General features: G+C 44.4%; 12 protein-coding genes and 1 pseudogene. 6 read left to right on the top strand and 7 right to left on the bottom strand.

The window, feature by feature from the left end; all coding sequences use genetic code 11:
* Window positions 1-739: 739 nt before the first annotated feature.
* From MUCPA_RS28715 to MUCPA_RS28685, 7 genes are all read right to left on the bottom strand, one after another.
* A complete protein-coding gene (locus MUCPA_RS28715) occupies window positions 740-1,246 on the bottom strand; it encodes a hypothetical protein (protein ID WP_008511320.1) in 507 nt (168 codons plus the stop codon).
* A complete protein-coding gene (locus MUCPA_RS28710; RefSeq protein ID WP_008511318.1) occupies window positions 1,243-2,529 on the bottom strand; it encodes an anthranilate synthase component I family protein in 1,287 nt (428 codons plus the stop codon). Before MUCPA_RS28710 ends, MUCPA_RS28715 begins: the two co-directional genes overlap by 4 nt.
* 140 nt (window positions 2,530-2,669) lie before the next feature.
* Entirely contained in the window at window positions 2,670-3,947 is a 1,278-nt protein-coding gene (locus MUCPA_RS28705) for an adenylosuccinate synthase (protein WP_008511317.1), read from the bottom strand.
* 130 nt (window positions 3,948-4,077) lie between these two features.
* Window positions 4,078-4,578, bottom strand: coding sequence for a nucleotidyl transferase AbiEii/AbiGii toxin family protein (locus tag MUCPA_RS28700; RefSeq protein WP_050982177.1), 501 nt, complete (start codon window positions 4,576-4,578; stop codon window positions 4,078-4,080).
* Entirely contained in the window at window positions 4,533-4,832 is a 300-nt protein-coding gene (locus MUCPA_RS28695) for a DUF6922 domain-containing protein (protein WP_040626603.1), read from the bottom strand. Before MUCPA_RS28695 ends, MUCPA_RS28700 begins: the two co-directional genes overlap by 46 nt.
* A 2-nt stretch (window positions 4,833-4,834) precedes the next feature.
* The gene (locus MUCPA_RS28690; RefSeq protein WP_008511312.1) at window positions 4,835-5,302 is read right to left on the bottom strand and encodes a Fur family transcriptional regulator; all 468 of its coding nucleotides are present in this window, start codon (window positions 5,300-5,302) and stop codon (window positions 4,835-4,837) included.
* Window positions 5,303-5,526: 224 nt separating this feature from the next.
* The gene (locus tag MUCPA_RS28685) at window positions 5,527-7,749 is read right to left on the bottom strand and encodes a RelA/SpoT family protein (RefSeq protein ID WP_008511310.1); all 2,223 of its coding nucleotides are present in this window, start codon (window positions 7,747-7,749) and stop codon (window positions 5,527-5,529) included.
* A gap of 114 nt (window positions 7,750-7,863) precedes the next feature.
* Between MUCPA_RS28685 and MUCPA_RS28680 the strand changes: the two genes are divergently transcribed.
* The 6 genes and pseudogenes from MUCPA_RS28680 to MUCPA_RS28650 all read left to right on the top strand — a co-directional run bounded on the left by MUCPA_RS28680 (window position 7,864) and on the right by MUCPA_RS28650 (window position 13,393).
* Window positions 7,864-8,478 (top strand): DUF4294 domain-containing protein, encoded by a 615-nt coding sequence (locus tag MUCPA_RS28680; RefSeq protein ID WP_008511308.1) that lies wholly within the window; start codon window positions 7,864-7,866, stop codon window positions 8,476-8,478.
* Between the two features lie 3 nt (window positions 8,479-8,481).
* The gene (locus MUCPA_RS28675) at window positions 8,482-8,985 is read left to right on the top strand and encodes a glutathione peroxidase (RefSeq protein WP_008511306.1); all 504 of its coding nucleotides are present in this window, start codon (window positions 8,482-8,484) and stop codon (window positions 8,983-8,985) included.
* Between the two features lies 1 nt (window position 8,986).
* Entirely contained in the window at window positions 8,987-9,709 is a 723-nt protein-coding gene (gene bshB1 / locus MUCPA_RS28670; protein WP_008511304.1) for a bacillithiol biosynthesis deacetylase BshB1, read from the top strand.
* 151 nt (window positions 9,710-9,860) lie between these two features.
* Window positions 9,861-10,163, top strand: coding sequence for an antibiotic biosynthesis monooxygenase family protein (locus tag MUCPA_RS28665; RefSeq protein ID WP_008511303.1), 303 nt, complete (start codon window positions 9,861-9,863; stop codon window positions 10,161-10,163).
* A gap of 465 nt (window positions 10,164-10,628) precedes the next feature.
* A pseudogene (locus MUCPA_RS39625) lies at window positions 10,629-11,722 on the top strand (ISAs1 family transposase).
* Between the two features lie 312 nt (window positions 11,723-12,034).
* Window positions 12,035-13,393 (top strand): acyl-CoA dehydrogenase family protein, encoded by a 1,359-nt coding sequence (locus tag MUCPA_RS28650; protein ID WP_008511301.1) that lies wholly within the window; start codon window positions 12,035-12,037, stop codon window positions 13,391-13,393.
* Window positions 13,394-13,425 lie beyond the last annotated feature (32 nt).

Here is a 13,425-nt window from a genome sequence, read left to right as displayed (position 1 = left end):
GTATGTTCCTGGTTTGCAATAAACTGTTTGTCTGGCGTATACTTATCGCACGTAAAAGGTACCTCGCTCCGCTCGGGATGACATGGTGGCGATGCCGCGCTTCGACTACTGAGCCTGATGAAGTATCAGCATGACACCCCTTCTTTTGATTCGATATCCATACTTAGCCCTTTTGTTCGCAAAGGCTGTTATCCTGATGCTTGGGTCAGGCTCAGTAGTCGAAGGACGGTACTGCGTGGCTTGTACGAGGGGTTTGATGTGGCTCCGTAAGGTAACGTGACATTCCATTTCTGTGCGTAAAGGCTGTTATGCTGAGTATCCCACCGGGCCTCAGTCCGGAAAAAACAGGGATGACATTTGAAACCTGTAGGCTATTTTGCGCAGACAGGAAAAGTGCGCAAAGGCCTGACTGCACGCCGGGCCGGGAGCTGGCCTGTGGGCGGAAGGATCGGGCAGTCTTGACTTTTTGGTTACTTTTGTGTCAAGACAAAAGTAACAGCCCTTCACGCGGCGATTGAGCGTGCCGATGTTATAAATTAAGAATACTGATTATAAGAGCCAAAATAGACGTTTTGATAATCAACAACTTAACGATACGTGATTATAAGCCTGTCGAAGCACCGTATGGCCCCTATACGAGGTGTTTTTGATTTGTCACTATCAATGGCACAAATTAAACCTATGAGTGAGAAACCTTTACCCCATCCACGCAATACACTCAAACATTTTGGGGGTAGCGTTATTCAAGTTGCCAGCCTGATAGAGCGATGGTTACAATAACATCGGGCCAGGTTTCAAATGCAGCAAGTTTGGCCTCAACAGGTAATACGTCCGTTTTAACCCATTTGTATTGTTTCATCAGGAAGATACTGGCCTGATATTTCAGTTTGGTACCGAAGGGGTTGATCACTTTCAATACCATTTGCTGGTGCTTTTTTCCTTCCTTGTGCTGATCAAAACTAATGGTGATTGTTTTTTCAGGATTTACGATCGATTTTACGCTCTTTACAGCCTTTAACTCATGATTAACGAAGTCGGCTTCCAGGTATATTTTTTCTCCCGGATACATCTGGACGGTATTATCGGGCAATACATAGGCCGATTGCTTAATATCAACCGCATAAAAATTGGTATCATTAACGGCTAACGTTAGCTTAAAAGCATCGCGGGTCGGTAAATTATTATCCTGCGCATAACCGGTGGTTTTAATAAGCAGGAATGCTATAATCAGCAAAAGTGGTTTCATTGTTTTTCGTTTTTATGTTGCCCCAGCACCTCTAATATCGCTTTGGCTTTTAAAAGGCATTCTTCGTACTCCTTTTCTGCATCGGCATCATGGGTGATGGCGCTGCCTACCTGGAAAGACAGATATTGATTGCCAATGTTATACAAAATAGTGCGGATCACCACATTAAAATCAAAATCGCCATCGGGGGCAAAATAACCTACAGCGCCCGAATAAACCCCGCGTTTGCTGCGCTCATACTGGTCCATTAGCTTCATGGCGCTTACTTTGGGTGCCCCCGTCATGCTGCCCATCGGGAAGGTGTTGCGGATTACCTCCGCATCCGATAAGTTTTCGTCTTTTTCACAAACAATTGTCGATATCATCTGGTGCACCTGCTCAAAGCTGTAAATACCGAATAGCTCTTCCACCTTAACTGTTCCGGGCTTAGCAGAGCGCGTCAGGTCGTTGCGCACCAGGTCAACTATCATTACGTTTTCCTGCTGCTCTTTAGGGTGCTCTTTCAGGCTTTGTTTTAATGCCTCGTCTTCGGCTTTATTGGCGCTTCTTTTAGCTGTGCCTTTAATGGGCTGCGATATTAACTGCTTATCCCGCTTAGCCAGAAAACGCTCGGGCGATGCCGATAGGATATATTGATCGTTCAGCTTAAAATAACAGCCAAAAGGGGAGGGCGAGATCCTGGTAAGATGGTTGTAAACTGACAAAGGGTCGATCAGAACGTTTTCGGCATAAAACTCCTGGCAAAAATTGGTTTCGTAAATATCGCCCCGGCTGATGTGCTGCTGTATGGTGTTAACGGTTTGGATGTATTCGGCGCGGCTAAAACGGGACAGCAGATGCATCGCGGCTACCGGAGCTGTTTGCTCAAGCTCTTGCTGCTCAATTTGTAATAGCACTTGTTCGCTATCGGCAGAAATTAATTCAACCTCGTTATTTTTAATGATGATGACATGTTGCGGAACAAAAAAATAAATATCCGGGAACTGAAGATGATCCGGATTGCGGGAGGATACCTGTTCTGTTTCGTTTTTAAGATCATAGCCCAGGTAGCCCAGCACCCAGCCGGGATGTTGCTTTCTGAACAGATCTAACTGATGAAAAGCCTCGCCGCTTTGGCATACCAGTTGATGCTGAACGCCCACGGCAATCAGCGTTTCAAATTTGGAATAAGCGCCGCCTAAGTGGTTGGAGCTAAGGCAGGTGGCAACATCAAAAGTATTGGCCCATTGCAAGGCTTTCTGCTTAAATTGTTTCAGATCAATTGTATGCCCGGATAAATTCATTATTAAAAATAAAAGGCCGATATGCTCGGCCTTTATCAGGTTATTTTAATCATCACTGTGTTTCATCTTCATACCCGGCAAATTTTTATCGTCAGCGGAGTATTTTTTCCCTTTACGGGGATGAGATGGCCAAGCGGATATTAATGTAAAATCAAAGTCTGTTTTCTGTCTGGCCCTACAGATAGATACTGAATTGGCACTTCCAGCTCTTTTTCTAAAAAGTCGATATAATCTTTTAGTTTTTGAGGGATCTGGCCCAGCTCGGTAATACCGGTGATATCCTCGTGCCAACCATCAATTTCCTTGAATACAGGTTCAGGGTGTACGGTGCAAATATCATAAGGCATATAGTCTATCGTTTCGCCCTGATAATTGTAGTGGGTGCAGGCGTAAATTTTATCAAAACCGCTTAATACATCGGCCTTGGTCATCACCATTTGGGTTACACCGTTCAGCATAATGGCGTATTTTAGTGCAGGAAGATCTATCCATCCGGTACGGCGTGGCCTGCCTGTTGTGGCGCCAAACTCGTGGCCTATCTGGCGCAGTTCTTCGCCCATTTCGTTATCTAACTCGGTAGGGAAGGGGCCGCCGCCTACACGCGTGCAGTAAGCTTTAAATATACCTATAACCTCGCCAATTTGTTGCGGTGCAATACCTAAACCGGTACAGGCGCCAGCGGTGGTGGTATTTGATGAAGTAACAAAAGGGTAAGAGCCAAAATCAATATCCAGCATGGTACCTTGCGCACCTTCGGCCAAAACTTTTTTACCTTGTTTAATATAGCCATTCACCAGGTGCTCCGAGTCAACCAGCGGAAACTGGCGTATCAATTCTATCGCTTCAAAGAAGGCAGCTTCGCGTTCGCTAAAATCAGCCACTTCGCCATATAAGGCTTGCAGCATAGATGTATGTTTATCGGTCAGCTTTTGGTAGCGCTCTTTAAAATCGGGCAACAAAATATCGCCTATGCGTAAACCATTGCGGCCGGTTTTATCCATATAAGTTGGCCCTATACCTTTTAAGGTCGATCCTATTTTGCCATCGCCCATTTTCTTCTCGGATGCGGCATCCAGCAGTTGGTGGGTAGGCAATATCAGGTGAGCCTTTTTGGCTATCATCAGGTTGTTTTTGGCCAGCAGATCGTGCCCGGCATCCTTCAGCTTATCAATTTCGCGTTTCAGGGTAATCGGGTCAATTACAACGCCGTTACCAATCAGGTTTTGCGTGTTGTTAAAAAATATCCCCGATGGGATGGTATTCAGTACAAACTTTTTTCCGTCAAACTCTAAAGTATGCCCGGCATTTGGGCCGCCCTGAAAACGGGCTATCAAATCATAGTCGGCGCTTAAAACGTCCACTATTTTGCCTTTACCTTCATCGCCCCATTGAAGGCCTAATAATACGTCAACAGCCATTATTTATTTTTTATTTTTGTAGTAATTACCAATTGCTTCAATTATTACCTCTTTAACTTTGCTCCAAGTCATCCCTTCTAAGCATTCAGGATCAATGGTGTTTTCAGCATCCTCGAAGTAAACAATCGATCTAAATTACCGCAAAGGTATCATCATAACTGTATCTGTCATGATAAAATTGAAAAAGATCATTGATCGAATAAGTTTGAAGCAGTTTTGCTACATCCCAAAAATCTTTTTTTACTCCCCGGCCTTTAACCGCATTGAGCTTCAAAGCTATCAAATCTTTGATATCAGCAAACGGAATTTGATCTATTATTTGTATCGGGTTTAAGAAAGGGTCTCTAACCGAAACAAAATCAACTTTTACATTTTGAATAATGCACTGGTAAATGTGTTTCCTGTCATTAGTAGTAATGATCCTACCAAAAGCATCTTCCAGTGCAGGAATCAAGGTGTCTTTTTCAATAGGTTGGTCCGTAAACAGGTCTAAATCGATTGATTTTCGATGACCAAACAGCAGTGATAGCGCAGTACCGCCAACCAGCCTGAATTGTTTTAATTCCGGTAGGCTAACAATCTGTCTTAGAAGTCCCAGTGTTGCCGGTTCAACTGTTTCTTCTCGTAGCATTTAAAATCGGTTGGTTTAACTTTAAACAGAACGCAGCAAAAATTTATACTTATATCTGATAACCAATTTGCTTGCAATGCTAATTTACCCACTTTTTTAAACCCGTAAAATTTCAGTAAATTATCAAAATCTTCGGCTTTGCCTCTTTCTATCACCTTTTCAACAACGTGGGCGGCATTTTTCTCATAGTCGATCTTATCCATATCAACGTCCCAAAACGCTTGTTTGCTTAATATGGGTTTATCAGCAGTCATCGTTAATTCCGCCTGTCGCAAAAGCCCTCTTTCAATTTGGCGCAATTGCCGTACAGGTTTAGCGAGTGATGTTTGATTTCGAATTTAAGCAGTTCGCCCATCATCGACTGGATCTGCTGGATACGCGGATCGCAAAACTCAACTACTTTACCACAATCGATACAAATAATATGGTCGTGCTGTTTATAGCCGTATGATTTTTCAAACTGGGCCATGTTTTTGCCAAACTGGTGTTTGGTAACCAAATCGCACGATACCAGTAGCTCCAGGGTGTTGTAAACCGTAGCCCGGCTAACGCGGTATTTTTTATTTTTCATGTGGATGTATAACGATTCCACATCAAAATGGTCCGAACGCGAATAGATCTCTTCGAGTATCGCAAAACGCTCGGGAGTTTTTCTGAGATTTTTATTTTCGAGGTAAGCCTCAAAAATTTTTTTAACCATTGCTATGGTTTCTTGTACAGGCATTGATCAAAATTTTAGCAAGTCAAAGTTATTAAATTAAGTCCAAAGTTTTTAGTTAATCGTGAGGTGGTCCATAGTCGATGGTCCATAGTCCATGGTCCATGGTCGATAGTCCATGGCGTTTAGGACTAATTGAAAGTCCTCGGTCGATGGTCGATAGTTCATAGTCGGTGTTCTATGGACTATGGACCATCGACCATCGACTAAAAAACACCATGGACCGTTGTTCACGACGCTTTCTCCACCGCCGAATCAAAGCGGGTTACGGAGGTGATGCCTTTAACCGCATTTAACTTTTTAATCAGGTTGTCCAGGTGGTTGGTGTCGTTAACGTAAACCATAATGGAGCCTTCAAATATCCCGTTATCGCTATCTACGGTAATGGAGCGGATGTTTACCTTAAAATCGTTGGATATTACGGTTGTCAGTTTATTAATTAAACCAACATCATCAATACCGGTAATACGCAGGCCGGTTAAAAAAGCCAGTTCCTGCTGGTTGGTCCACCGGGCCTTTACAATGCGGTACCCGTAGTTCGACATCAGTTTGGTGGCATTGGGGCAATTGGTGCGGTGTATCTTAATCCCCTCGCTCACGGTGATAAAGCCAAAAACATCGTCGCCGGGTATCGGGTTGCAGCAGTTGGATAATTTGTAATCAATCCGCTGCATATCCTCGCCAATCAGCAATATATCGCTGTCTTTAGCCTTAATGCTGCGCAGCATATTCTGCACCTGGTCGGTTTCAATTTTTTCGGGCGATTTGATTTCGATGATCTTCTCCGATGCCACAAATTCCTTCAGGTCCTTCATGTCAATCAGCCCTTTGGCCACGTTAACAAAAAGGTCCTGGGTGGATTGCAGCTTGAAAAAGTAACTCAGTTTATAAATATTATCAGAGTTGTAAGTGATTTTGAGCGATTTTAGCTTGCGCTCCAGTATCTCCTTACCATCTTCGGCAATTTTACGTTTTTCTTCTTTTAAGGCCGATTTAATTTTGGCTTTCGCCTTGGCCGTAACCACAATATTCAGCCAGTCTTCCTTAGGTACCTGTTTGCTCGAGGTAATAATTTCAACCTGGTCGCCGTTTTGCAGCTTGTGGCCCAGCGGTACCAGCTTGTGGTTTACTTTAGCGCCAATACAGCTTGCGCCCACATCCGAGTGTATCTCGAAGGCAAAATCAAGCGCGGTAGCATTCAGCGGCAACTGGATCAGGGCACCCTTCGGGGTAAAGATGAAGATCTCGTCGGAGAAGAGGTTCATCTTAAAATCATCCAGAAAGTCGAGCGCGTTCGAGTCGGGATTTTTCAGCATATCCCGCACCTTTTGCACCCATTGGTCCAAACCGCTATCGGTTGATGATTCTTTATATTTCCAGTGCGCGGCAAAACCTTTTTCGGCAATTTCATTCATCCGCTTGGTGCGTATCTGTACCTCAACCCATTGCCCGCGCGGGCCCATTACCGTAGTATGGAGCGATTCGTATCCGTTGGCTTTGGGCGATGATATCCAGTCGCGCAGCCGGTCGGGGTTGGGGCGATACAGGTCGGTTACAATAGAGTAGGCCTTCCAGCAGTCCGATTTTTCGTTTTCGGGTGTACTATCCAGGATGATGCGTATAGCAAAAAGGTCATACACTTCCTCAAACGGGATGGATTTTTTCTTCATCTTATTCCAGATGGAATGGATGGATTTTGGCCGCCCGAATAAATCGGCATGCAGATCCTGGCCTTCCAGCACCTTGTGTACCGGCTGGATAAAGGAGTGGATAAATTTTTCGCGCTCGGCCTTTTTCTCGTTCAGTTTGGTTTTAATAAACTGGTAAGTTTCGCGCTCGGTGTACTTCATCGACAGATCTTCCAGTTCTGACTTTATGGCATATAAGCCCAAACGATGTGCCAACGGGGCATACAGGTACACCGTTTCTGATGATAGTTTGAGCTGCTTATCACGCGGCATAAACTCCATAGTGCGCATATTGTGCAGGCGGTCGGCTAACTTAATGAGTATCACCCGCACATCATCGGCCAGGGTGAGCAGCATTTTACGGAAGTTTTCGGCCTGTAAGGAGCTATTGGTATCAAATACGCCGGATATTTTGGTTAAGCCATCAATAATTTTGGCTACCTTTTTACCAAATTCGCGTTCAATATCTTCCAGGGTAACGTTGGTATCTTCAACCACATCGTGCAGTAAGGCGCAAACAATAGAGGTTGTACCCAGCCCAATTTCTTCGGCGGCAATTTGCGCCACGGCTATGGGGTGGTAAATATAGGGCTCGCCCGATTTACGGCGCATATCCTGGTGGCTCTCCAGGGCCATATCAAAGGCCTTGCGTATCAATCGTTTATCACCTTTTTGCATGGTTGGTTTACAAGCACGCAATAAAGCACGGTATCTTTTTAAAATCTCATTCTTCTCAGCTTCCAGGTCTATCACTAATTCTTTCATTCGGGGCCTTCGGTATAAATTTTGTACAAAGCAATTTAATTGCAACAAACTATTAATTATAGCTTTAATATATCAAACTCAAAAAAATAGCATTAATTTTGTAATAGTAAAAATATGAAATTTATCGGGTTTTTATTAGTGTTTTGTTGCTGCCTGGGAATATCAAAAGCCCAGGAAGTTAAACCGCGTAAACCAGTATTAGGCAAAAATGATACCATAAGAGTTGCTTCGGCCATACTTGACAATGAGTATGTGCCCTGGCTGGTAGCGCCCGAAACTGTTGTTAGGGATGCGCGTGTGTTTAAAACCGTTGACGACCGCAATAATTATTTCCGTTTGCGTTATAATGTGCTGAAGGTTGCGCCGTATGCGGTGTATGCCGGTAACCGTTACAGGCAGCTGGAACGCGATATTGCGACTACTGCCGATAAGAAAAAACAAAAAGAGATGGTGAAAATTTGTGAGAAAGAGATCAAGGATCTGTTTAATCACGAAATAAAAAATATGAGTATAACCCAGGGCGAAATATTAATTAAATTGGTTAACCGTGAAACCGGCGATACCAGTTACGAATTGGTAAAAGAGCTAAAGGGAGGAATAAATGCGTTTATGTTTCAATCGGTGGCCCGCATATTTGGCCATAACCTGAAACAAACCTATGATCCGCAGGAAGAGAGTGATATCGAAGGTATACTTAATTCGGCTGGTTATAAATACCACAGAAATTAATAAATGGATGATCAAAGTATTTACCAGTTTAACGTTGAAAAGTTAAACGGTGAGGAAATTAGTTTGGAGCGATACCAAAACAAAGTTCTTTTAATTGTTAATACAGCGTCGGAGTGTGGCTTTGCGCCGCAACTTAAAGACCTTGAAACCCTGCGTAAAGATTTTGAAGGCAAAGACTTTGAGATCCTGGCCTTTCCGTCGAACGATTTTGGCGGGCAGGAACCCCTGGATGGCGAAGCCATCAGCACTTTTTGCGAGCTGAACCATGATACGCATTATACCATTTTTAGCAAAATCAGGGTGAGGGGGCAGTACGCGCATCCGCTGTACAAATTTTTGGCCGATAAAAGCCAGAATGGCCACGTCAAATCAACCCCGAAGTGGAATTTTCATAAGTATTTAATTAGTCCGCAGGGCAAGGTGGTCGACTTTTTTTACCCCTTTACCAAGCCAACTTCATCTAAAATAAAAAAGCGGATAGAACGCTTACTTTCTTCGCCTAAATAATATGCTCAAATTAGATATTCTTGTTATTGCCGTACACCCCGACGATGCCGAATTAGGCTGCTCCGGAACGATATTGAAACACGTTGCCCTTGGCCATAAAGTTGGCATAGTTGATTTAACCATGGGCGAATTAGGTAGCCGTGGTTCTGCCGAAATACGGATGCGTGAAGCTGCGGCAGCAGCCGAAATAATGGGCCTCGATGTGAGAGAGAACCTGCAACTGGCCGACGGATTTTTCCAGAACGACCAGGAGCATCAGCTCAAGGTAATATCGGCCATCCGCAAATACCAGCCCGATATTGTGATTACCAACGCCTACCACGACAGGCATCCCGACCATGGCCGGGCCAGCGAGCTGGTGGTAACATCTGCATTTTTATCAGGCTTGCGTAAAATAGAAACTTATGCCGATGGCGTGCTGCAAAACGAGTGGCGGCCCAACCTGCTGTTGCACTTTATACAGGATGTGTATATTAAACCCGATATTATAGTAGACATTACGCCGCATTGGGATAAAAAGATAGCCAGCATACAAGCCTACGGTTCGCAGTTTTACAACCCCGCCTGGGAAGAAGAGCACCAAACGTATATCTCATCGGCCGAGTTTTACCCCATTGTAGAGAGCCGTGCCCGCGAGTTTGGTAAAATAATAGGCAGTAAATACGGCGAAGGCTTTTTATCTAAAAGAATATTAGGGGTTGATAACCTGTTTAATTTGAGGTAAGCGTTGCTGGGTTTGTAGTGGTTAAGCTCAATAGTTTCACGCTAAGGCGCTAAGACGCAATTGGATTTTGCCGTTTTTTATAAACAAGCCCATGTATAAAGTGCTAACCTGCAACATAATTGATTTTTCGGTTTAATTGAATGTTTAAATTATGATACTCGAAGTAGCAATATTGCAAGTTAAAGCCAACCAGGCAGCCAATTTTGAACATGATTTTAATATAGCCAGCCAGTATATCAGTTCGATACCGGGGTATCTTCGGCATAACCTGCAAAAATGTATCGAGCAACCTAATAAATATATTTTGCTGGTAGAGTGGAACACTCTCGAAGATCATACCATTGGGTTCAGGCAATCAGCCGCTTACCAAAACTGGAAACAATTGCTGCACCATTATTACGACCCATTCCCTACAGTTGAACACTTTGAAAGCGTATTTCAAAATCCACTGTAGTTTTCAGTATACTCATATTCTATCTGCGCTTTATAATCGCTCGCAGAGTACACACCCCTCCACCCCTCTCAAGAGGGGAATCGCACAGGCTTTCGCTTTTTTTTGTATATCTTATTGATAATCAGTATTTTTTTTAGTTCCCCTCTTGAGAGGGGGCGAGCCGGACGGTGCGGCTGCGGGGTGTGTTTCGCCGTGCGACGAACTCTGCAACACGATGTTAACTGCTTAACTTAATAGCGTTGGGTCCGGAGTGGGTGTTCTATACGAGCGATACAGCGTGTAAAAAGCCCGCAAAGTTAGTCGTGCGGCGAAACACACCCCCTGCCACTGCGCACCGCCAGGCCCGCCCCCTCTCAAGAGGGGAGCCTGAAAAAGGGAAAAGCGGCGGGAAAGCGCGATTCCCCTCTCGAGAGCAGGGCTGTTGCATTTAAAAGAAGAAGGATTTAAATTTGCAGAAAAAAGAGTATGGACAAGGGCATCATAACCTATTTGCAGAAGTTGCCAGACGTGCGTAGAAAGGCTGGTCAGCGGCATGACCAAACGTTTATTTTGTTATTATTTGTGATGGGGACGATGAGTGGTTATTACGGCTATCGTGCTCTGGGTGATTTTATAAAGCGTAATCAAAAAGATCTTTTGACTTATTTCACTCCGAAAAAATCCCGTTTGCCTACGTTTTATACCGTGAGGCGTGTACTGCAGAATTTAGATTTTGAAAGTTTAAGCGAAGTTTTTTATCAATGGGCCAGTCAGTATACAGAAATCAATAAAAATGAATGGATGAATATAGATGGCAAAGCGATCAAAGGGACAATGAGTGATTATGCGCTTGAAAAACAGCGATTTGTAAATTTGGTGAGTATCTATAATGGGAGCCGTGGTCAAGTATTAGCCCAGGGTCTTGTAGACAATTCAAAGGAAAGTGAAATTCCGGTGGTACGCAAGCTTATTGCTGAACTGGGATTGGAAGGGGTAACGTTTACGCTTGACGCCTTACATTGCCAAAAAAAACAGTTGAGCTGATAATAGGTACGAATAATGATTATATGATAGGCGTAAAAAAGAATCAAAAGGGCCTTTATGAAAAAATAGCGGCGCTGACATCGGATACAGCAAAGGTTTGCAGCAAGTTCGTTGAATTGGAGAAAAATAAAGGACGTACAGAGCGCAGATCGGTATGTATATGCCCGGCGCCAGAAGAAATCAGTAAAGCCTGGATAGGCGCCAGTCAGGTAATCAAGGTAGAGCGTTGGGTAAAAGACAAAAATAAGATCAGTGAGGATTGCGCATTCTATATCAGCAGTGTGAGGGAAAATGCACAATTGTTATGCTATGGAATCAGAAGTCATTGGGGGATAGAGAATAAGCTACATTGGGTAAAGGATGTCACGTTTAAAGAGGATGCCTCCCGCATTAGAACTTCTCATGCACCAGAAAATATATCGGTGTTTAGAAACATCGCTATTAACGTTTTCAGAGCTCATGGCTTTCAAAATATAGCACAAGCACAAAGACTCGTTTGCAATGACATCGGCAGATTGAAACAATTACTCACTTAGAATGCAACAGCCCTGCTCTCAAGAGGGGAGTCTGAAAAAGGAAAAGCGGCGGCCCGTGCGGTGAGGGGCGGAGGGGTGTGTCCTATACAAGCGATTGTAAACCACAGCCTGCGTCTTTTGCCTCAGATGCGAGCCAGCCCACTTTTCAGCATCCATCCCAAAAAAAATTAAGCATCAAATAGATTCCAACCGCAAAACCCAATAACCAGTAACCCAATAACAATTAACCAATAACCCAACAACAATTAACCAATCCCACCAACCCGCCAACAAAAAACCCAACTTGCTGTTTAAAACTGAAACCAATTATAAATGGCAAATGTGTTTTCAAAAGCGAAGGGGCTTTTTCGCCTGTTCCATACCATCGATATCGACCAGATCAGCACGCTGGCATCCAAAATTGATTTAGGCGAAGTAATGGCATCCGTTAGTAAAATGGACGACAATCAATTGAACAGTGTAGTGAAGATGCTGAAAAGCGGGCATCACCAGCACGAACTGCCGCCCATTGAGGGCGATTTTTATCATTTAGGCCATACACTTAGCCCGGAGCAACGTGAGCTGCAATTGAAGGTACGCGCCTTTATGGAAACCGAAGTGAAGCCCATTGTTAACGAATACTGGTTAAAGGCCGAATTTCCGTTTCAAATTATTCCCAAGCTTGCCGAGCTGAACATCTGCGGCTTAACCTACCAGGGCTATGGCGGTGGTGGCCAGTCGTTTTTAATGGAAGGTGTATTGGCGATGGAAATGGCGCGGGTAGATACCTCCATCTCTACCTTTTTTGGCGTGCAGAGCGGTTTGGCCATGGGCTCCATTTACCTATGCGGATCAGAAGAACAGAAGCAGGAATGGTTGCCCCGGATGCAGCAGTTTAAAGCTATAGGTGCCTTTGGTTTAACCGAGCCCGAGGTAGGTTCGGCAGCTGCCGGGGGCTTAACTACAACAGCCAAAAGGGATGGCGATACCTGGATATTAAACGGGCAGAAAAAATGGATAGGCAATGCAACTTTTGCCGATATACTGGTAATTTGGGCGCGGGATGTGGATGATAACCAGGTGAAAGGGTTTTTGCTGAGAAAAGATACTCCCGGTTTCAGCGTAGAGAAGATGCACGATAAAATGGCCCTGCGGATTGTGCAGAACGGCATAATTACGCTAAAGGATTGTGTGATACATGAAACCGACCGGCTGCAAAATGCAAACTCGTTTAAAGATACGGCCAAGGTATTGCAAATGACCAGGGCCGGTGTTGCCTGGCAGGCCGTAGGTTGCGCCCGCGGCGCTTATGAAAGCGCGCTTGATTATACCCGCAAGCGTAAACAATTTGGTAAACCGATAGCTTCGTTCCAACTCATCCAGAATCACCTGGTGGAAATGTTATCTAACCTTACGGCGATGCAAACCCTGTGTTTCAGGCTATCGCAACTGCAGGATGAAGGCAAGCTTAACGACGAGCATGCATCATTAGCCAAGGTTTTTTGCTCGTTACGTACCCGTGATGTGGTAAGCAAAGCCCGCGAAGTGATGGGCGGGAACGGAATTTTACTGGAGTATGATGTGGCCCGTTTTGTGGCCGATGCCGAAGCGATCTACTCGTATGAGGGAACTAAAGAAATCAACTCGTTAATTGTGGGCAGGGCCATTACCGGCTTTAGCGCCTTTGTATAAAAAAAGCCGGTATATGGGGATGTATACCGGCT

Origin of the sequence: Mucilaginibacter paludis DSM 18603, assembly GCF_000166195.2 — a bacterium.
In the GTDB taxonomy this organism is placed as follows: domain Bacteria; phylum Bacteroidota; class Bacteroidia; order Sphingobacteriales; family Sphingobacteriaceae; genus Mucilaginibacter; species Mucilaginibacter paludis.
The sequence above is the reverse complement of the archived record's forward strand: the minus strand, read 5'-3'. Positions and strand labels throughout refer to the sequence as shown.

Coding starts and splice junctions, on each gene's coding strand:
- MUCPA_RS28715 (WP_008511320.1), bottom strand. CDS start 1,246: ATGAAACCACTTTTGCTGATTATAGCATTCCTGCTTATTAAAACCACC.
- MUCPA_RS28700 (WP_050982177.1), bottom strand. CDS start 4,578: ATGCTACGAGAAGAAACAGTTGAACCGGCAACACTGGGACTTCTAAGA.
- MUCPA_RS28650 (WP_008511301.1), top strand. CDS start 12,035: ATGGCAAATGTGTTTTCAAAAGCGAAGGGGCTTTTTCGCCTGTTCCAT.
- MUCPA_RS28675 (WP_008511306.1), top strand. CDS start 8,482: ATGGATGATCAAAGTATTTACCAGTTTAACGTTGAAAAGTTAAACGGT.
- MUCPA_RS28695 (WP_040626603.1), bottom strand. CDS start 4,832: ATGACTGCTGATAAACCCATATTAAGCAAACAAGCGTTTTGGGACGTT.
- MUCPA_RS28705 (WP_008511317.1), bottom strand. CDS start 3,947: ATGGCTGTTGACGTATTATTAGGCCTTCAATGGGGCGATGAAGGTAAA.
- MUCPA_RS28690 (WP_008511312.1), bottom strand. CDS start 5,302: ATGCCTGTACAAGAAACCATAGCAATGGTTAAAAAAATTTTTGAGGCT.
- MUCPA_RS28685 (WP_008511310.1), bottom strand. CDS start 7,749: ATGAAAGAATTAGTGATAGACCTGGAAGCTGAGAAGAATGAGATTTTA.
- bshB1 (WP_008511304.1), top strand. CDS start 8,987: ATGCTCAAATTAGATATTCTTGTTATTGCCGTACACCCCGACGATGCC.
- MUCPA_RS28665 (WP_008511303.1), top strand. CDS start 9,861: ATGATACTCGAAGTAGCAATATTGCAAGTTAAAGCCAACCAGGCAGCC.
- MUCPA_RS28680 (WP_008511308.1), top strand. CDS start 7,864: ATGAAATTTATCGGGTTTTTATTAGTGTTTTGTTGCTGCCTGGGAATA.
- MUCPA_RS28710 (WP_008511318.1), bottom strand. CDS start 2,529: ATGAATTTATCCGGGCATACAATTGATCTGAAACAATTTAAGCAGAAA.